Annotated in this window: 15 protein-coding genes; 3 read left to right on the plus strand and 12 right to left on the minus strand. The window is 42.4% G+C overall.

Features of this window, described 5'->3' with window-relative positions; genetic code table 11:
- Positions 1–17 precede the first annotated feature (17 nt).
- The 7 genes from ACFQV5_RS19070 to ACFQV5_RS19100 all read right to left on the minus strand — a co-directional run bounded on the left by ACFQV5_RS19070 (position 18) and on the right by ACFQV5_RS19100 (position 10,432).
- Positions 18–1,352, minus strand: a complete 1,335-nt coding sequence (locus tag ACFQV5_RS19070; RefSeq protein WP_379248953.1) for a hemolysin family protein — start codon at positions 1,350–1,352, stop codon at positions 18–20.
- A 23-nt stretch (positions 1,353–1,375) separates the two neighbouring features.
- Positions 1,376–2,518: a radical SAM/CxCxxxxC motif protein YfkAB gene (gene yfkAB, locus ACFQV5_RS19075; protein WP_379248954.1), complete on the minus strand. Its 1,143-nt coding sequence runs from the start codon at positions 2,516–2,518 to the stop codon at positions 1,376–1,378.
- A gap of 163 nt (positions 2,519–2,681) precedes the next feature.
- Positions 2,682–4,910: an MMPL family transporter gene (locus ACFQV5_RS19080; protein ID WP_379248955.1), complete on the minus strand. Its 2,229-nt coding sequence runs from the start codon at positions 4,908–4,910 to the stop codon at positions 2,682–2,684.
- Between the two features lie 25 nt (positions 4,911–4,935).
- Positions 4,936–6,021, minus strand: coding sequence for an HD-GYP domain-containing protein (locus ACFQV5_RS19085; protein WP_379248956.1), 1,086 nt, complete (start codon positions 6,019–6,021; stop codon positions 4,936–4,938).
- 102 nt (positions 6,022–6,123) lie between these two features.
- Positions 6,124–6,951: an undecaprenyl-diphosphate phosphatase gene (locus tag ACFQV5_RS19090; RefSeq protein WP_379248957.1), complete on the minus strand. Its 828-nt coding sequence runs from the start codon at positions 6,949–6,951 to the stop codon at positions 6,124–6,126.
- A gap of 69 nt (positions 6,952–7,020) precedes the next feature.
- Positions 7,021–8,451 carry a bifunctional metallophosphatase/5'-nucleotidase gene (locus ACFQV5_RS19095; protein ID WP_379248958.1) on the minus strand — a complete coding sequence of 477 codons (1,431 nt, stop codon included), beginning with the start codon at positions 8,449–8,451 and terminating at the stop codon, positions 7,021–7,023.
- Between the two features lie 175 nt (positions 8,452–8,626).
- A complete protein-coding gene (locus tag ACFQV5_RS19100; RefSeq protein WP_379248959.1) occupies positions 8,627–10,432 on the minus strand; it encodes a flavocytochrome c in 1,806 nt (601 codons plus the stop codon).
- Between the two features lie 149 nt (positions 10,433–10,581).
- On the opposite strand from ACFQV5_RS19100, the gene ACFQV5_RS19105 reads away from it, so the two are divergent.
- The 3 genes from ACFQV5_RS19105 to ACFQV5_RS19115 all read left to right on the plus strand — a co-directional run bounded on the left by ACFQV5_RS19105 (position 10,582) and on the right by ACFQV5_RS19115 (position 13,387).
- Positions 10,582–11,307: a Crp/Fnr family transcriptional regulator gene (locus ACFQV5_RS19105; protein WP_379248960.1), complete on the plus strand. Its 726-nt coding sequence runs from the start codon at positions 10,582–10,584 to the stop codon at positions 11,305–11,307.
- Positions 11,308–11,499: 192 nt separating this feature from the next.
- A complete protein-coding gene (moaD, locus tag ACFQV5_RS19110; RefSeq protein WP_379248961.1) occupies positions 11,500–12,243 on the plus strand; it encodes a molybdopterin converting factor subunit 1 in 744 nt (247 codons plus the stop codon).
- A 97-nt stretch (positions 12,244–12,340) separates the two neighbouring features.
- Positions 12,341–13,387, plus strand: a complete 1,047-nt coding sequence (locus tag ACFQV5_RS19115; RefSeq protein WP_379248962.1) for an HD-GYP domain-containing protein — start codon at positions 12,341–12,343, stop codon at positions 13,385–13,387.
- Positions 13,388–13,456: 69 nt separating this feature from the next.
- Here ACFQV5_RS19115 and ACFQV5_RS19120 read toward each other — a convergent pair whose 3' ends face one another.
- The 5 genes from ACFQV5_RS19120 to sufB all read right to left on the minus strand — a co-directional run bounded on the left by ACFQV5_RS19120 (position 13,457) and on the right by sufB (position 20,136).
- Positions 13,457–14,335, minus strand: coding sequence for a UbiA-like polyprenyltransferase (locus ACFQV5_RS19120; RefSeq protein ID WP_379249450.1), 879 nt, complete (start codon positions 14,333–14,335; stop codon positions 13,457–13,459).
- A gap of 7 nt (positions 14,336–14,342) precedes the next feature.
- Entirely contained in the window at positions 14,343–15,659 is a 1,317-nt protein-coding gene (locus ACFQV5_RS19125) for an aspartate aminotransferase family protein (RefSeq protein ID WP_379248963.1), read from the minus strand.
- Between the two features lie 101 nt (positions 15,660–15,760).
- On the minus strand, positions 15,761–17,740 hold the full coding sequence (locus ACFQV5_RS19130; RefSeq protein WP_379248964.1) for a peptidase U32 family protein: 1,980 nt from the start codon (positions 17,738–17,740) through the stop codon (positions 15,761–15,763).
- Positions 17,741–17,929: 189 nt separating this feature from the next.
- Positions 17,930–18,538 (minus strand): hypothetical protein, encoded by a 609-nt coding sequence (locus ACFQV5_RS19135; protein WP_379248965.1) that lies wholly within the window; start codon positions 18,536–18,538, stop codon positions 17,930–17,932.
- A gap of 200 nt (positions 18,539–18,738) precedes the next feature.
- The gene (gene sufB / locus ACFQV5_RS19140) at positions 18,739–20,136 is read right to left on the minus strand and encodes a Fe-S cluster assembly protein SufB (RefSeq protein ID WP_379248966.1); all 1,398 of its coding nucleotides are present in this window, start codon (positions 20,134–20,136) and stop codon (positions 18,739–18,741) included.
- Between the last annotated feature and the right edge of the window lie 16 nt (positions 20,137–20,152).

The following is a 20,152-nucleotide window of genomic DNA, read 5'->3' on the forward strand; positions in this document are numbered from 1 at the left end:
TCAAATTCCCTTATTCATTATTCCGGATTTGACACTTCTGATGTAGTCGCCTTCCTGTGAATAATGATGCGTGTAACGCGCAATCGAGTAGCTTCTTCAACTTCAAAGATAACCCCATCAAACGAAATTTTCTTGCCTTTCATCGGACTGCCTTCCAGCTCTTTAAACAACCAGCCACCAATCGAGTCAACCTTCTGTTCTTCAATCGCCGTTCCCACCAGATCATTAACATCCTCAATAAGCATCCGACCATCAACAGAAATAATATCACCGTTTATCTCAACTTCTGGCCGCTCGTCCTCAAATTCATCATATAAATCACCAACAATTTCCTCAAGGATCTTCTCAGCAGTCAAGATACCAGCCGTTCCCCCATACTCATCAACGACCAGTGCCATCTGCTCATGCCTTGTCTGCATTAAACGAAGCACCTGGCTAACTTCCATGGATTCAGGTACATCCATAATCGGCCGCACAAGAGACGCAAGATCTTTCTGCTCTTCAGCAGTAGCCATGAGTAAATCTGTAATATGAATGAATCCAATAATCCGATCCTTGTTCTCTGAAGCAACAGGATAACGAGAATGCTTCGTTTCATTCATAATTCTCAAATTCTCATCCAAGGATTGATTCGTGTACAAAACGTCCATATCCGTCCTCGGCAGCATGATCTCTCTAGCACGCAGATCTGAAAAATCAAACAGGTTGTCCATCAATTTCATCTCGTTCTCATCGATCACGCCGCTTTTGGCACTCTCATTCATCAGAATGCGTATTTCCTCCTCGGAGTGAGCAGCTTCTGATTCACTTGCCGGTTCAATCCCTACTAATCGAAGAATCCCGTTAGCAGATTTGTTTAATAACCATATTACGGGAAGAAAAATACGATAAAACCACAGTAGTGGACCCGATAATAGAAGAGCTGTTCCTTCTGTTCGTTGAATAGCTAACGATTTTGGTGCAAGCTCTCCTAACACTATATGTAGGAATGTAATGATACAGAATCCGATTGCCACAGAAATCGTTGTAATGAGCACTTCATCTGTCATTCCCAAATTATGCATCAGTGGCGTCACCAACAATTCTGAAATTGCCGGTTCACCAATCCAACCAAGTCCCAGAGAGGTAAGTGTGATCCCAAGCTGGGTAGCCGATAGATAGGCATCCAGCTTGCGATTCACCTTAAGCGCTACCCCAGCCATGCGATTACCTTCGCTAACCAATTGAGTTAGCCTGGACGTCCGCATTTTTACAAGCGAAAATTCAGCAGCTACAAATACACCATTTAATAAAACAAGCAGGAAAACCAAGAGCAGGTTTAAAATCAGTTTCCCGACCTCAAACTCCTCCATGCAATACGCCTTCTTTCCGGATTCTAGTTTGTAATAGCTTTTCTTGTTTTAAAATCAATACCCTTATAATACATATCCGCAACCAGCAAATTCGGACCGCAGCAGCTTGCTGCATCACAGTGGCAGTTAACCGTCTGATTCAGCGGGTGACCCGTTGACCATGCATCAAATACTTCATCGAGTCTTTGTTCTTTAATGTTTCCAAAAGGAGGAATATCAGCAAAATCAGTTACGTAAACATCACCAGAAAATAAATTCACATTCACCCGATTTCGTCCATCCGGATCATTACGTACGGTTACATTAGGCTCGTTACGAAGACGGTTGATTAACTCCTGATCACTTTCATCATGACTGCAAGCGAAGAAAGGAAGCGTACCGAACAGCATCCAAATATCCGGATCACGGGTATCTAACAAGCGGTGGATAGACCGTTTCATATCATCTAGTGACAGAACCGGTAGTGAAGCGGCAAAATTCGATGCGTACATCGGATGTACTTCATGACGTTTACATCCCATTTGCCCAATCAACTGATGAATTCCATCTAACTTCTCATGTGTACGGTAGTTAATCATAGACTCTGCAGAGATAAACATGCCTTCCTTACTCAGTTGCTCCGTATTCCGAATCATCGTGTCATAGAGTCGATATGCAGCCTCTTTCGAAACAGGATGACCACTATTAGCAAAGCCGACTTCATGAAAATCATCACCATTCAAATAATTGAATGAGATATGCATAACATCCAGGTACGGAAGCATTTTCTCGTATCTTCCAAGTTCAAGAGTCAGGTTGGAGTTCAACTGGGTACGGATACCGCGTTCCTTCGCGTACTTCAACAATGGAACGATAACGTTATCTACTGTTTTACCCAAAAAAGCTGGTTCTCCACCTGTAAGACTGATTGTCTGCAGATGCTCCACTTCATCCAGTCGTTTCAACATCATGTCCAAGGGAAGCATTGGTGCTTCTTTCATGACTAGCATATCGCCAACTGCGCAATGCTCACAACGCATATTACATAGATGAGTTACCGTCATCTCTACACTCGTCAGCACATGCCGTCCGTGATCACGTAAAGAAGTAATCGGATCCCAGGGATCGTAACTTGGAGAAATTCTCCTTAAGACGGGCTGCTGAAAGGAACTTGCTGTATTACTCATTGTTTTCCACCTTTATTCCATTTATTAACCGAATGCTCGAAAAGCAATCGATTTAAGTTAGCATTCTACAGAATACTGACGTCATTACGAGCGATTACATGGTCCATCACAATATTATAGCATATTAATATCGAATCTTTAGAGTAGACCTCAAGTCGTCAACTCAAGAATTTTTTCTATTTTTATGCTGTCGAAACATCCACTTGGGACTCCACCAATTCACTTTTCCAAGCAGCTTCATGAAAGACGGGACAAGCAAAATTCGAATTACGGTCGCATCTAATAGAACTGCAGCGGTTAGACCAAGTCCAATTGCTTTCATCACTTCATTGTCCGTAAAAATAAATGCTCCTACAACAAAAGCCAGAATTAAAGCAGCACTCGTAATCATCCCGCCTGTCTTTTCCAACCCTTCAGCTGTGCTCAGCTCATTATCACCTGTAGACTCATAACTCTCCATGATTCGAGACAATAGAATAACCTCATAATCCATAGAGATACCGAACACGACACAAAAGATCAAAATGGGTAGAAGTGCAAATATGGAGCCGGTATTGGTTACACTAAACCACTCGGCACCTACGCCTTCCTGAAACACCCAGACCACGATCCCAAGCCCTCCACCAAGACTGAGCATGTTCATAATTCCAGCTTTCAATGGGATAATCACTGAACGGAAGGCAAATAACAGCACAATATAAGTCGTAATAAACACAAATGTAAGGACGTAGGGTACTCCCTGCTCAATTTTATCAACAATATCCAGTTTATACGCAGGAATGCCCGTTACATAAGTCTGAATCTCGGGTGTTGCCATACTGCGCAAATGACCGATAAGTTCTTCTGTTGTCTTATGGGAATCTCCATATTTAGGCACGATCGCTATTGCAGCCATGTGATCTCGTACAATATGATATTTCTCTAACTGCCCACGGATTTCTGTATTCGACAAATAATCTGCAACCTGTTCCACAGTCCCCCGGGATACACTCGTGTAACTCTCGACTCTTTGTACTCCAGGAAGCTGACGAACCTGATCCATGTAGTTCTTAATTGCTTCAATGCTTTTAACCGATCCATATGGACCCGGCAGTTCTACAGCCACCAAAATCGAATTTAACTCCCTAATATCGTATGCCTGTTTCAACAAGTCATAACCTAAACGGGATTCGTAAGTAGGCGGTAACACTTCAGCGGCAGGAATTTCAACTTTCATTGATTTGATCGGAAGCATGGCTAACAATAATAAAGCAATGACGGTAATTGAAATAATGAGTGGTCTGGCCATAACAAAGGCAGAGATTTTACGCCATACACCAGGGGTCTGTCGATGAAGAGCTGTACGGAACCTGTTACCGAAGACAGGTAACGAGTTAATTCTTGGTCCCAACATAGCCAATAAGGCTGGCAATAATGTATTTGCTGCAAGTACAGAAATAATTACAACCGTGATTCCACCAATACTAAAAGAGCGGAAAATCGGCAAATCAATAAATGCCATCGCTAAAAAACCAATCCAAACAGCTACTCCAGAAAATATTACAGACTTTCCAGCTGAAGCACATGAAATGGCAACTGCCCGTTCTGTATTGCCTTTGCCAATTTCTTCTCGAAATCGACTGACAACAAATAGAGCGTAATCAATTCCTACCGCAAGCCCAAGCATGGTGACTACATTCGGAAGGAAATTACTTATCGAACCATCAAGAATTGCGACAAAATAAAGAATTCCCATCGTTACCGTAACACTAACTACTCCTGCGATCAGTGGAAGGATTGCCGCGGTAAGTGTACCAAAGACAAGAAGAAGAATGAGAAAAGCGAGGGGGAGCCCAATCATCTCCGCCTGAAAAATATCATTCTTCACAGCTTCATTCATATCCGCAAACACAGCCGTATTCCCCGTCAAATATGTATCTGCTCCTGTAATCGGTGGAATATCCTCTCTTATCTCCTCAAAATGCTCCAACGCCTCAGATGTTTCTTCTTTTAACAACACACTTACTGAAATGATATGATCTTGCCCTGGCTGTCTAGAAGCAATATTAATGTACATATCACTTATATAAGGCTTGTCCATAAGTGGAGAGAGCTCTTCAAGAATTCTTCTCTGCTCTTTTCCCGTGGTCAGATTCTCGCCTGTATTGCTAACAATTACAATATCAAGTGCAGTCGAAGATAGACCCAGACCTTCCTCAAGCTTGTCGATCCCCACAAGGTATGGACTGTCATCTGGAGTGAACCCATTTTGCTGTAATTGTGATGGCAAATACAGAGCAAAGGGGATCATAAAGCAGAACAAAACAAACCATGCAGCAACAATGGCACGGCGGAAGCGGTAAACCAAACGTCCCCACCTGTTAAGCAGTGTTTCTTCGCCATGTTGTTTCACAGTTTGTCCTCCTTAGCATCTTATCTTAGTTGGTCTGTCCTGTACCTGAGATCATGACAGCAAGAGATTCCGACAAATCAATCTCATAAGGAACAGGAAGCTCCTCCCCATACGAGTTATTCAAGATACGAATAAAAGGTCGATGAGGTACGTTATTGTTAATCTTGGAAACTACACCGGTTTCCCCTGTAGAGAGTCGAACGGTCATCCCCGGAGGGTATATCGCAACCCGATCCCGGAACATTGCAAGAAATTTTTGTTCATACAGCGTTCCCGAACCGGCGTACATCATTTCTACTGCTTGATGCGGCAACATCGCAGGCTTATACACCCGATGTGTTGTCATCGCATCATAAGAATCCGTTATTGCGATCCACTTCGCGTATTCATGGATTTCTGAACCTTCCAACCCCCGGGGATAACCGGATCCGTCCAGACGTTCATGATGCTGCAGTGCACAATGAGCTGAAAGAAGAGGTATATTCGGCTCATCCTTTAATATTTGAAATCCAATTTCGGTATGCTTCTGAACCTCCCGAAATTCGGCATCTGTAAGCCGACCAGGCTTCTGAATGAGAGACATGGCTATTCGGGTCTTGCCGATATCGTGCAGAAGCGCTCCGAGCCCAAGAGTCCTTATCTCTTCCCTGCTATAGCCGTAGGAGATACCAAGTACCATCGTATATAAACAGACATTTAACGAATGCTGATACAAATTATAGTCATTCGTATTCATGTCAGTAAGTAGCACCATTGATTCATTGACAGATGATATTTCATCCATCATATTCTCCATCATACCAGAGAAGGTTTTGCCAAGATGAAGAAAACTCCCCTTTACTTTGGGACGCTCCTCCAGATTCTTAAAACCCGTGCGGATAGAGCTAATAGCCTGAAGCCTCGTTTGCTCAGTAAGCATATCCGGAATTATGATATCTTCTGTCTTGGCATCCTCGATATAAATGTAACTTAGATCCAAGCCACCCAAACGGCGAATCAGGCTATCCGTCAACTTCACACCTTCCGCTAATAGAATCAATCCCTCGTTACTGTATATTTTTTTGCCGAGAACCATTCCCGGTTTTAATAAAGATATGGGTATAAGACGCAAAACTTACACTTCCTCTGCATTCAATATAAGAATTGTTTAGCGCCACAGCATTATCGAAGCCGATAACTTTGAATAAATCGATCAAACTTGTTGCACTTTCCCCTACTGCATAATAAACAGCCAAAATACTGCCGCCAAAACAAAACGATAGATCGCGAAATGAGTTAGACGGATTTTTTGAATCAACTTCATAAATGCCAAAACAACAAAGTAAGCAACGACAAAAGAAATAATAAAACCGACTACAAACAGACCGAGTACGTCCGATGTGAAATAACGGTATGATTCTAGAAGTTCATAGCCAGCGGCGGCACACATGATCGGAATCGCGATTAAAAAAGAAAAGTCTGCCGATGCTTTATAACTGACCCCGCTAAGCATGCCCCCAGAAATCGTTGATCCTGAACGTGAGAAGCCCGGCCACAGCACTGATATAATCTGATATAGGCCAATGAGAAGCGCCTGCTTGTAAGTCAGATCATCCAGGTCATGCGACGTAATTCTGGATTTTGTTCTATTGTACCATTCCGCGAACATCATAAATATACCGCCTGCTACAAGCGCATACAGCACGGTCTGGGCACTAAATAAACTTTTAATATAATCCTTAGCAAAAAAGGCAACCATGAGCGCTGGAGTTATTCCTAATATTACATGTATCAGATTGAGTCTCTTTACACTCCCCACCTGTTTAGACAATGGTTCACTATGACTCCAGCCCAATAAATTCAAAATTCGGCGCCAGTAAACAATCGCGATTGCAAGAATCGCGCCAAGTTGAATGACAATTTCAAACGTCTTCATGATCGGCGTCTGATCGTCATATCCCATCAACTTGGCTGTTAAAATCATATGACCTGTCGATGATACTGGAATAAATTCAGTCAGCCCCTCAACAATTCCCAGAATAATAGATGCGATAAAATCCATTCCCATCCCCCTCATCTTTCAGCTTTGTCCATCTATATGTATGCTCGGACAAAGGAAGATAGTCGAGGATCAGAATGACCAGCGGGGAAGAAAGCTTTCTTCAAGTGCCCCAGGCCTGGACAGTTCTTGTCTAAGTAAATCACGAATGAATTCTGGAAGCATATATATTATGTCTTGGCCCTCAGCCAAGCTCTCATAGCCCACCTTGAACGTAAACATATCGAGTGTTCCTACGTTATATAGACGATCCTTCTCCATAGGGACACCATGCACGGAAACCTGAACGATGTTGTGATAGCTGCTACCTTCTTTAAATATCACTTCCAAACCGTCCACAGCAAGTACCCCAAGTACTTTACCGCGAAAGCCAAATCCCGTGATCTGTTTATGATAAAAATCGGGAAGCAGGCTTTCTTCAAGTGCTTGAACAATATGTGCTCCACTTAGCTTTACTACGCAAGGATTGATCGGAGATGGACATACGGAATGAATCATGCCCATACTGATCTCACCAGCAGGTAAAGATCCAAGCAGCTGTCCTGCATTTACAATTGCGATATCCGCCTTCGTATGATGTCGGACCGCTTGTGCAAGCAGATTGGCAAAAGAAGATTCTTGATCATACCTGATCTCTAGATCTCGATCCGTTACAGCTACTGTTTCTTTCAAATGCTCTATAGCTTGCTCTCGGTGAAATAACACTGCGCTTTCCACCCTTGGGTCAAACTCTGTACGATCTACTGGAATACATCCTCCACTCGTTACGGTAAAACGATCTTGAGCAGGATGTCTTTCAATCACTACTTTCCCTACATAATTTCCAAATTTCCCGGCTCCACAAATGGCCGTTCCTTGAATAAACAACGGCTCTTCCAATAGATGATGAGTATGTCCACCTAAAATCAGGTCAATTCCGGATATTTGCTCCGCCATCATTTTATCGGCTTTAATCCCCAGATGTGACATCACAATCACAACGTCCACCTGTTCTCTCAATAGCTGTACTTGTCTTGCAATTGATTTAATCGGATCTCTGGAGTCCCATCCTAAAAGTGTATAGAAGCTTTCAAATGCAGCTGTTGCACCGGTAATTCCGATTTTAATTCCGTTCTTCTCCAAGATTATATGCTCTTTCATCCAGACAGGGGGGTTACTTCCGTCCTCTTCGAAAATGTTACAGCATACTACTGGACATTGGAGACCTGCATAAGCTACTTCCAATGCTTTTAGCGGAACTGTTAGACCTTCGTTATTGCCTATTGTAATAGCATCATAACCCGTTAGATTAATCACATCCACATTGGCCTGTCCCATCGTTCCTTCCGTTTCCACGGCCGCTCTGTCCATATGATCGCCAATATCGAGTACGATAACAGAGTCTTCCCCAGCAGCTTTCCTTTCCCGGGAAATAACCGCCGCATTCGCACTCATCATTTCAAAATGGCTGTGAATATCATTGGTGTGCAGTATCGTTATCTTTTCGTTCACCATTTGATTCATTGCGGCTCCTCCCGTATCACAATTCGTTTTTTTTCGGTCTTACAAGCATAACATTTTAACCAGAATTATGGTATATTGCAGATCAAAAAGCGTGTGCCAAATCATATTGGCACACGCTAACTGCGTAACACATTTCTTGCTATATCAAAAATATTTTCTGTGAATAAATGTTATGTTATGATTCGGGTTCATATTTCGCTGCTTGGGCTCCTGCTGTTCTACCGAATACAATCGTATCTGCAATTGCATTACCTCCAAGACGATTAGAACCATGAATTCCGCCCGTCACTTCACCCGCCGCATACAAACCAGGAATCACATTGCCTTCGGTATTGATCACTTCTGTATTTGTGTTAATCTCCAATCCACCCATTGTATGATGAGCTGTTGGTACCCTTGGACTTGCAAAGAAAGGTGCTTTGTCTATTTTCTTGACAAGAATTTCGCGTCCAAATTCCTCATCTTTTTGGGTGTCAACAGTTTGGTTATAATACGCAATGGTTGCTTTGAACGTCTCAGGATCAACATTGATTTTTTCAGCTAATTCATCGAGGCTATCCGCTTGAACAACCTTTCCTGATTCAACAAGTTGTTCAATTGTTTCATCAAAATTGTTTTTAGTTCCAGGTGTAAATGTGTTGCTGTCAGAAATAACATACATCAAAGAATCTTCTTGTTGCATTAATGCTTGCGTCATTTCATCACGACGTGCATCTTCACGAATAAAACGTTCACCTGATTTATTCACGAACATATAAGATTCAACACCCTTTGCCAACCACCCTGTCAAACTTCCTGTTTCTGGATCGCCCAGCGGCAAGCTTTGAAGATACTCCATACCTACTAGATTAGCTCCTGCTTGTTGACCAAGTACAAGACCATCTCCTGTTGCCCCTGGGTGATTCGTTGTTTTGACCGTATCGGGAATTTCAGGATTATATTTATGACGCATTTCAAGACTTGCTGCGTAACCACCCGTTGCTAAGATGACACCTTTATTAGCGCGAAGGGTAATATCTGCGCCATCAGAGACACCTTTCATCCCTACTACTTTACCGTTCTCAATAATTAGTTCTTTCGCTTCCGTCTTCGTCATGATTTCAATATCGCTTTTCTCTAGCGAAGCTTGAAGAGCTGTAATAAAACCACCATGCTCGTTTACAGGACGATGACTACGAGGCCATAGAGCACCAGCAACCGTAAATACCTCATCGGAAAACTCTAACCCGAGACCTTCAAGCCAGTGAATACCATCAAGTGCGTTATCAACCAGATACTGTACCAACTCTGGATTCGCTTTTTCGTCACCACCCTTGAAGGTTTGTGTGAAATGCTTATCCAAGGAATCTTCGATACCTTGCTTGGATTGACGCTCTGGGTCTACCGCATTGTACGCTCCACCTGCTAATGCTGTGTTTCCACCAATACGGTCCATTTTATCGATAACGATTACCGAAGCCCCATTTTCCTTCGCAGATTGTGCAGCGGCTAGGCCTGCTCCTCCTGCTCCAATGACGATTACGTCAGCGGTTTTCTCGATAGCATCTTTTGCTGCTTTAACAACTTCTCTACTCTTCCATTCATCAACATTTGCGCCTGCATCTTTCAGCGCAGTGGCAATTGCTTCTTTAATTCCGTTACTACTAAATGTTGCGCCTGATACACTATCCACATTCAAACTCTGATACTCAACAACATCTTCAGGAATTTGTTTGATAGCAACATCACCGACACCCGCAGTCTCACCATGCTCAAGTACGTTAATGGCTCCAACTTTACCTGCATCGTCCACTGTTAGTTCAATTTTAATATTGCCATGAAAACCTTCTGCTTCAGCAGCATACACGCCTGCTTTTAATGCACCTTCAACACTTGCAGCATCTGATGGTGAACTGGATTTTCCGCTTGAGCATCCCACAATGGATGTTAACATCATGGCTGCTACCAAAACCCCGGATAAGCTCTTTTTAAAATAATTCATAATGCCCCCCTGTTTCTTCTTGTTTTATTTTGTGATACAATTCACAAAGTCAAGCACTCAAAATACCTACACTTATTATCCACGATCATAAAAATTATTCTGTATCGGTGTATACAAAAATGAATCATGTCATAATGAGGTGCACAGCTATGAATAAACTCAAATTCGGCAACTCGCTTGATCATAAACAGCTGCCACAATACATAACAGAGCTGTTATCGTTGATACACAAACATAACCTTGGCCACATACGACAGTGTCGTAAAAATGAACATCTCTTTCATAGTAACGATCCAGCGGATCAGATATTTATGATTCAAAAAGGTATTGCAATTACTTATCTCGCCGATCAGGACGGGCATGAACGTATTCGGCGTTTCTTCTCAGTAGGTGATATTCTTGGTCATAACACATTGTTCCACGATGTTTATATTGCCAATGCTCGAGCGATACAACCTTGTACCATTCTCTCTATAAATAAAACTAAGTTTCTTCAACAAGTTGAACTTGAACCTAAGCTGCTTATTCATCTATATCGCGTTCTCGAAATGACTCATCGAAATCTGGCTGTACATATGGGAGATTCCTATTTCAGTGCGGAGACACGTGTACTAAAATATCTTCTTCGATTGCTCAACCAATTTGGTAACTCGACTGCGGAAGGGATTGTAATTACGATTCCAATAACCCATGAACTGTTAGCAAAATATGCTGGGACAACGAGAGTTACAGTTACACGCGTACTGAGTCTACTCTGTGCAGATAACATCCTAAGCACGAACCCAAGACCATGGATTATAAAAGATTTCGACGCTCTTGTTGAATTATGTGAGCAGTCATGCTTAGATTACATGAACACTGCAGTTACCGTATAAAATTTATGGGACAATATAAAAAGGCTTGCTCGAAGAAGTGATGACTTTCGAGCAAGCCTTTTTATTAATGAGATAAACCAAGCCGGGATAAGCTTCTCACATACCATTTTCCACTTTTCTTCGATCCACAAACATAACATTCTAACCAGAATTATGGTATATTGTAGCCCATAAGAATTCGAGGTGAATACAATGAAAAATAATATACAAGTCTTACTTTTTGCTGGTTTAGCAGACCGTATTGGTACAACCACACTGAACATAACTGTTAATGAACTTCCAATCACTACGCGTGACTTGAAAAGGATGATTCGTGACTCATATCCACAAGCCGAAGCGCTTATCGATATTTCATTTGCTGCTGTAAACCAAGAGTACGCAACTGATGAACGTCTTATTTCAGAAGGCGACGAAGTTGCACTAATCCCTCCCGTTTCCGGAGGTGACGGATTATTGGATAAAGAAAGCACAAATTGCCTATGTGAATCTACGCCGGATAAAATGTGTTTGATCACTTCAGAAGAACTCTCACCTGAAGATACACTGCGAAAAGTTCTCCATCCTAACCACGGAGCTTCATTAAATTTTGTTGGAACAACAAGGGAAATGACTGGAAGCCTTCGCACTCTTACATTGGAATATGAGGCATACATCCCTATGGCCCTTCATGAAATGCAAAAAATTCGTTCAAACATTCAGGAACAATGGCCCGGAACCTTCTGCGCAATATCGCATAGGATCGGAAAGGTAGACATCGGTGAAATTAGTGTTGTTATTGCAGTATCTTCTCCTCATCGCAATATTTGTTATGAAGCAAGCCGATACGCAATTGAGGAATTAAAAAGAACGGTACCCATTTGGAAAAAAGAAATATGGGAAAATGGTTCCGAATGGAAGGGTGCTCAAACCGGGACTTGGGACCCACTAAAAAAATAACCTGTAGTTAATAAGTCATTGTAAATCCAAAATTTTCTTGATAAGATGGGTTTATGACTGATTAATCTATTTAATTACAGGTAAGAGGTGCAACGATTTGAAAGTACACGTCACTGACCTGATGCCCGGAGATCAAATACAGCGTGAAATTTTCAACAGCAATGGTGTCCACGTCTTGCAAAAAGGAACAATTCTTCGCATCGAGGAAATATCGAAGCTTATACAGCATAGCATCGATTATATCGACATTGAGAACCGCGAGATTATCCTGTCTGTCGATCCAGCCTCCGAAACACCAGAATCTCTCAGCAAGGTTAAACCACAATTTGACCAAGCGATCGAGGGGATCGCCTCTGTCTTTACAGAGGCATTAAAAACTGGAAAGTTCAACGAAAGGTCCGTTCATGATTCATTCCAACCTGTTGTTGGCTCTTTAATGGAACAAAAAGATGTCGTTTCTCTTTTATTGTTGCTAAATGATAAAGATGATTACACATACAAACACTCGATGCAGGTCGGAATGCTCTCCTACTACCTTGCTACCTGGATGGGTTATTCCACTAATGAGGCTTATGATATTGGTAAAGCGGGATATCTGCACGATATCGGCAAGAGTAGAATTCCTAAAGAAATACTCGATAAGCCTGGGAAGCTAACTTCCGAAGAGTATGAGGTAATTAAGCTCCATACCACATATGGTTACGAGATTATTCGTGAATCTATTGACGATGAACTAACGGCTCTTGTTGCTCTCCAGCATCACGAGCGAGACGACGGATCAGGATATCCGAATCGAATTCATGAAGATAAAATTCACCCCTACTCCCATATCGCAGCAGTAGCCGATGTTTATAGCGCCATGACAACCAACCGAACCTATCAATCCAAACAACAGCTTCTTCACGTATTAAGAGAACTTCACAGTCTCAGTTTTGGTAAATTAAACGCCAAACCTTCACACGCTTTTATCCAGCACATGCTCCCCAACTTCATTGGAAAAAAGGTCGTTCTCACTTCAGGAGAATCGGGAACAATCGTTATGAATAACCAACTTGACTACTTCCGTCCTCTGGTTCGAACTAACCAACGTTTTATCGATCTCTCTAAGGAGCGGGATTCAGCAATTCAAGAAATACTGTTATAGAGAAACATTCTAAGAAGAAGAGGCGTCCCAAGTTTGGGACGCCTCTTTATTTGTTAGGTGACGATATGTCTAACCGTTTATTAAAAAATAATCTGCCATTGTACAGAAAAGGATCACCATACTTATCACCTGGTTCAAATTATAGGACGCCACATTCATTCGTCTACGGCTTGATGGCTTAATAATGTTATGCTCAACAGCTAGCAGAAGCGTCGCGAGCAAAATGCCTATTAGATATAGCCAACCGAGATCTTGAAGAATGTACAAGAAGAATAATAGTAGCACCATGATTGTATGCAAGCTGCGTGAAATAAAGAGCGCTCCATCCAGGCCAAAAGCTTGAGGCACACTCCAGAGACCTGTCTTACGATCGAAATCAATATCTTGCGTAGCATATATGATATCGAAACCGCCTATCCACAACATCACAATCGTACCAATTACGAAGGGAGTGAATGCAAATTCTCCTGTTACAGCGAACCAGGCGCCGATTGGTGCGGATGCAATTGTGAAACCAAGATACAGATGGCAAAGCCATGTAAACCGCTTCGTATACGAGTATGAGCAGATTAGCACAATGGCTACCGGCGATAACCACAAGCAGAGCGGATTCAGCATCCCTGCTGCAAGGATAAAGATCGCAAAGTTAACCACTACAAAGATGATTACTTCTCGTTCATGTAATAGTTTTCGTGGAAGGTGACGATGTGCGGTTCGCGGATTAGCCGCGTCAAACTTCCGATCAACAAGTCGGTTAAAGGCGTTGGCTCCATTGCGTGCCGCGATAAGCGCAATGAGAGACCATAATATTACATACCAAGACGGAACTCCTCCCGCTGCCCACACCATTGAGATGAGAGCAAAGGGCAAAGAGAACAACGTATGTGAGAACATAACGAGCTCACCGAACATTCTTGTCTTGGTTGCAACTTTCCGGATCACTTCCATGACCGTATCAGCACCCCTCTGCTTCGATTGCAGTAAGTACATCGTCCAGCGTATTAAGCATGGCATTAACGTCCTCTGAAGGCATTATAATCGGTGGCTGGAAAGCCAGCACATTACGTCCTGTACCGTTTTTGCCGATAATGTAGCCACGATCCTTCATTTTCTCAAGCACAGCATCTGTTAGAGCTGCACTCTCCTGAGCATCTGTTCCACGCAGCTCTGCTCCACACATAAAACCTTTTCCTCTTACATCTGCAATAAGTGAATGCTTCTCTTGCAGAACACGAAGTCCGTTCAAAAGGCGACCACCCACCATTTCCGCACGCTCAACCAAACCTTCATTCTCGATATAATCGAGCACAGCCAGAGCTGTTACTGCAGATACTGGATTCCCCCCAAAAGTAGATGCCGACGGACGATTGAAACTTGCTGCAATTTCATCTGTCGTAGCAAACGCTCCGATAGGGACTCCGTTGCCAAGTGCCTTTGCCATCGAGATAATGTCAGGCACAACACCGTAATGGTCCATAGCAAACATTTTACCTGTACGGCCAAAACCGGTCTGTATCTCATCTGCAATGAGTAGAACACCATAGCGTTCAAGTAACATCTTCACCTCACGGAAGTACCAATCCGGCGGTGTAATCATGCCACCATTGCCCTGAATAGGCTCCACAATCATCGCTGCAATCGTGTCTCCCTTCGCAGCCAGTACTTCACGAAGAGCTTCAAGCGAGTGTCGTGCCGCCACTTCATCATCTAATTCCGGATCATACGGGCGTGGAATGAATGTAACACCCGTATCTAGATAATCATCCGAACGCCACATTGGAATACCCGTTACCCCCATCGTCAGATAGGTACGACCATGCAATCCATGCTCTAGTGCGATAAAATCTCGACGCTTCGTGTATAAGCGAGCAAGTAACATAGCACCTTCATTCGCTTCAGAACCACTATTGCAGAAAAAGGTACGTTTCAGTTTTCCTGGAAGGATACCGTTCGCTAACCGTTCAGCTAGGTCTACCATAGGTTGTGTCAAGTAGATTGTTGTCGTATGCTGCAATGTCTGCAGCTGCTCGATTGTCTTCGCGGTTATCTGTTCATTACAGTGTCCACAGGCAACAACAGACACCCCAGCGAAGAAGTCTACATACTTATTTCCTTCATCATCGTACAGATACTGCATCTCTCCTCGCACAATCTGTGGTGGCTTTTTATAGAAGTGATGCGTACATGGGAAAAAATAATGTTTGCGCTTTTCGAGTACTGCTTCTGGACCGATATATGCTTCCTTACCGTGTTCTTGATTCAAATTGCTCACGCTCATTCCACCCCTTGAAAATCATAATTTTGCAAGAAGCGGCAGACAGGTTGTCTGCCGCTCTCACTGAGTGCTGCGATAAATTCATAAATAATCTACTCTTATACCTCGGTAAGTTCCAGCTTAAGTGCTTGACCAAACTGCAACGAACCTAGTGTATAACCAGCGTAAACAGGTTTTAATTGTTCAAACAATGACTCGCATTGATCAAGATCCTGTAAAGCTTTTTTGTATACTGAGACAATATGGTTTAGTTGTTCTGGCGTATAAGTCTTGCCTTCGATACGGAAGTGATTGACTCCAGCTTCATGTAGTTCCTTTAGCATCGGCAAGAAACATAATTCTTTAGACAGAGCCAGGTGATTACGGCCGCTCCAATCGCGATATACAGGATTCTCACCTTTATCGGTCATCAATACAAGATACTGATTATCGACGTATTTATTATCCTCTTCTCCGATTGATTCAAAAACTTCTGCATTCTCATATAGATCAAGCTCAAGATACATCACAATTGGTGATCCGTGAACAATCACTTCAACCGGAACTTTTGTATTGTTCAACAGCTTCGTTAGATCGTTTACAGGAAGCTCTAATGAGGTATGAACACGCTCCATTTTAAAACGCTCATGATACAGTGCAGCCGACATATTATTAAACACGTTCAAGTTATAATCTGCTATCATCGGCAGCTGTATATCACGGAACTTATGCATGGCACCGATGTTTGTTACGAGCAGACCGTCTAATCCATAAAATCCATTGTTCGCACCCGCGCGAAGGAATTGATTGTACTGCTCCATATGAAGTTCTGTCATCATTCTCGGCATACCGAGTAGAATCTTCGCTTGCCCCTTCTCAGCAGTGAGAGTCTCAATTTCTTGACGAGTAAAAGGACGATCAGGTTGGAACACATCACCAGTCAGGTAAATCAGATCAGCGCCAGCTGCTAGAGCAGCACGAGCTTGTTCAATATTGTTCACATGGACACTCACCTGAGGAGCTACCTGTGCTTTCCCTGTACGTTTTACACTTTCAAGTGTTTCCCGTACTTGATTTAAACGTTCAGGTTTAATCTCACGTTCTGCCGTCGGTGTACTGAATACCTTTCCTGTGCTATAGAACTTACCTGTACCTTCATAACGACGGTTAATGTAACTGAGGCCAGGCTTTCCAAATGCATATGCCGTAGAGAAGTCACGCTTACGGTTATGATATAGCGTCTCTGCATCCTGTTTACGATTAAATCCAATCGGATCTTCTATATATCGGTCAATCGCATCTCCATAGGTATCTACTAACGTGCGAAGAAACTCCTCATCACGCATCCGTCCTTCAATTTTGAAAGAGGTGATTCCAGACTTGATCAGTTCTGGGATATGTTCATACATGTACATATCCTTCGCTGCTAACGGATATTCTGTTGGATAGATATGACCATCTTTCTTCACTCGGTAATCCCAGCGGCAAGGCTTCATGCAGCGGCCGCGATTTGCGCTGTTTCCAAACAGCATGGAACTGAAATAACAGTTCGCACCGTGTACCGTACACATGTCACCGTGAACAAAATATTCAAACTCCATGCCTGTTTTAGATTGCAAAAGCTCAGCTGTATGCAAATCCATCTCACGCGAAGCTACAACACGCGTGACACCCATTTCTTTCAATGCCTCTATCATATCCAGATTATGAACATTCATCATAACGGAAGAATGTACAGGGATGTTCGTTAGATTTAGGTTTTGAATGAGTGGAAACACAGCTAAATCCTGTGCAATAATGGCATCTGGACCAACCTCATTTAAAAAGTGGAAATACCGCTTCGCTTCTTCCAGGTCCTCTTCGTTCATCAGGTTATTCACTGTAACATACGCACGCTTACCACGTTCATGCGCCATTTGGATCGCTTCGCGCACTTCCTCATAACTCAGATTATATCCTTTACGCATCATACGCATATTCAGGGAAGGTCCACCAAAGTAAACTGCATCACAATTCATATCAATAACTGATTTGAAAATATCAAATGTACCGGCAGGAGCCAACAGTTCTACTTCTTTTCCGTTAAAAAATCTGGCCACAGTCGTTCCTCCTTAACCTCTGAGTAAACATCTTAAAATTTTAATTATCATTATTATAGCATTGAAAAATAAGATTGTGATGCAATTCACAAATTGTTAAATGTAAAGCGGTGAAACCGCTTTAAAAACAATCGATCTATGACGAACATCACTAAATATATATTTCTATCACTCGCATTTAAGGCATTATTATATAATTATTTCAAATCCCGTTGGTTTAAGGGATTCTTTATACTCCGTAAAGTAAAATCTTACATTAGTTAGATCATCCGGTAAAGCTGGCGATACGATAAACGAAGATGATGTATGTCCTCCGCAGCCTCCACCATATTCAAGTCGGCAATCATATTGTATTGACTGGCCCTTAATCGACAGCTCATAAAAAGTATGTGCTTTATGCTCGTTAAGCCCTCTTCCCAAATCATCATCAGCAATAACTTGATCGATGTTAAAATGAACGACACTTGCATTTTCAAACTGCCGCACAAAAGTTACGGAATAGAATACTTCATCCTGTTCAAAGGATTTTAGTACTGGAATATTCCTGCGAAATCCTTTAGGTTCGATCTGTGGTTTAAACAGCTGTTCATTTAGAAAGAGCGAAAAGAAACTATTTAATAAATCCTCATACAAGCTATATTTTGACGCCCATTGTTTAATAAACTGCTCATTTGGAAACCCCGGATTTTCGTTCGAAGTCTCCTTACGACGTTTGATTAAGCTACATAATTGTTCATCGATGTCTTTAATTCGTTCATCGTAATACGCAGTTGGTGGAGTAAATGGCATTCGTTTCATATCTTCGACCTCCTAAAAGAGCAATTTTATTCCCGCCCAATAAATGTAAACTTTAGGTATTATATCACAGACTGTAGATAAACAAAAAAACGAACGATTCCTAAAGGAAGCATCCGGACAATAGCAAAAAGGGGCCCTCCCGCAAGATCTTAGATCCTTTGGGGGTGCCCCTTTGTTACTTCTTCAATTGAAGCTCCCAATTAACCAATGGAGCCTTCCATTTCAAACTTGATCAATCTATTCATCTCAACCGCATACTCCATCGGCAGTTCTTTGGTGAACGGCTCGATAAAGCCCATAACGATCATTTGTGTCGCTTCCGCTTCACTTAGTCCCCGGCTCATGAGATAGAACAACTGCTCCTCAGAAACCTTGGATACCTTCGCTTCATGCTCAAGCGTTACATTATCGTTCTTAATCTCGTTGTAAGGAATCGTATCTGAAGTGGATTCATTATCCAAAATAAGCGTATCACACTCAATGTTCGCTTTTGCGCCCTCGGCGTTACGACCGAAGGATGCAAGTCCGCGGTATGTGACTTTACCACCATGCTTACTGATGGACTTAGAAACGATTGTGGATGTTGTATCTGGAGCCAAGTGAATCATCTTAGCACCCGCATCCTGATGCTGACCTTTACCTGCTACAGCGATGGAAAGCACCATACCTTTCGCACCGCGTCCTTTCAAGATAACAGCAGGATATTTCATCGTCAGCTTGGAGCCGATGTTACCATCAACCCATTCCATTGTTGCATTCTCTTCTGCAACGGCACGTTTCGTAACCAGGTTGTAAATGTTAGGCGCCCAGTTTTGGATCGTTGTATAACGAACACGTGCATTTTTCTTACAAATAATCTCAACAACTGCACTGTGAAGTGAGTTCGTGCTGTAAATAGGAGCCGTACATCCTTCAACGTAGTGAACAAAGCTGTCTTCATCAGCAATGATCAGTGTACGTTCGAATTGTCCCATGTTCTCAGAGTTAATCCGGAAGTAAGCTTGGAGTGGAATTTCACACTTCACACCTTTTGGAACGTAGATGAAGCTTCCGCCTGACCATACTGCGCTGTTCAGAGCCGCGAACTTATTGTCCGTAGTTGGAACAACCGTGGAGAAATACTCCTTGAAGATTTCTGGGTGCTCTCTTAGCGCTGTATCGGTATCTGTAAAGATAACACCTTGATCCTCAAGTTCTTTCTGCATGTTGTGATATACAACTTCAGACTCGTACTGAGCCGATACACCTGCAAGGAACTTCTGCTCCGCTTCAGGAATGCCCAGTTTATCAAAAGTTTCTTTAATTTCGGAAGGAACCTCTTCCCATGTTTTACCTTGTCTTTCAGAAGGTCTTACATAGTATTGAATATCATTAAAATCCAGTTCATCTAGATTTCCGCCCCATTTAGGCATTTCCATTTTTTCGAATTGCTCAAGAGCCTTCAAGCGGAAATCAAGCATCCACTCAGGTTCATTTTTGATTTTGGAAATCTCGGTTACGACTTCACGTGTCAGACCTTTACCAGTCTGAAAAATAGCTTTATGCTCATCGCGGAAACCATATTTATATTCTTCAATTTCAGGAGCTTTTTTAGCCATTAATCTTACCTCCCTA

The organism is Paenibacillus sp. GCM10028914 (assembly GCF_042666275.1).
In the GTDB taxonomy this organism is placed as follows: domain Bacteria; phylum Bacillota; class Bacilli; order Paenibacillales; family Paenibacillaceae; genus Paenibacillus_AQ.

Excerpts from the sequence above, each read along its gene's own strand:
- ACFQV5_RS19100 (WP_379248959.1), bottom strand. The coding sequence starts at position 10,432 with ATGAATTATTTTAAAAAGAGCTTATCCGGGGTTTTGGTAGCAGCCATG.
- yfkAB (WP_379248954.1), bottom strand. The coding sequence starts at position 2,518 with ATGAGTAATACAGCAAGTTCCTTTCAGCAGCCCGTCTTAAGGAGAATT.
- sufB (WP_379248966.1), bottom strand. The coding sequence starts at position 20,136 with ATGGCTAAAAAAGCTCCTGAAATTGAAGAATATAAATATGGTTTCCGC.
- ACFQV5_RS19090 (WP_379248957.1), bottom strand. The coding sequence starts at position 6,951 with ATGGATTTTATCGCATCTATTATTCTGGGAATTGTTGAGGGGCTGACT.
- ACFQV5_RS19105 (WP_379248960.1), top strand. The coding sequence starts at position 10,582 with ATGAATAAACTCAAATTCGGCAACTCGCTTGATCATAAACAGCTGCCA.
- ACFQV5_RS19070 (WP_379248953.1), bottom strand. The coding sequence starts at position 1,352 with ATGGAGGAGTTTGAGGTCGGGAAACTGATTTTAAACCTGCTCTTGGTT.
- moaD (WP_379248961.1), top strand. The coding sequence starts at position 11,500 with ATGAAAAATAATATACAAGTCTTACTTTTTGCTGGTTTAGCAGACCGT.
- ACFQV5_RS19120 (WP_379249450.1), bottom strand. The coding sequence starts at position 14,335 with ATGGAAGTGATCCGGAAAGTTGCAACCAAGACAAGAATGTTCGGTGAG.
- ACFQV5_RS19135 (WP_379248965.1), bottom strand. The coding sequence starts at position 18,538 with ATGAAACGAATGCCATTTACTCCACCAACTGCGTATTACGATGAACGA.
- ACFQV5_RS19095 (WP_379248958.1), bottom strand. The coding sequence starts at position 8,451 with ATGAATCAAATGGTGAACGAAAAGATAACGATACTGCACACCAATGAT.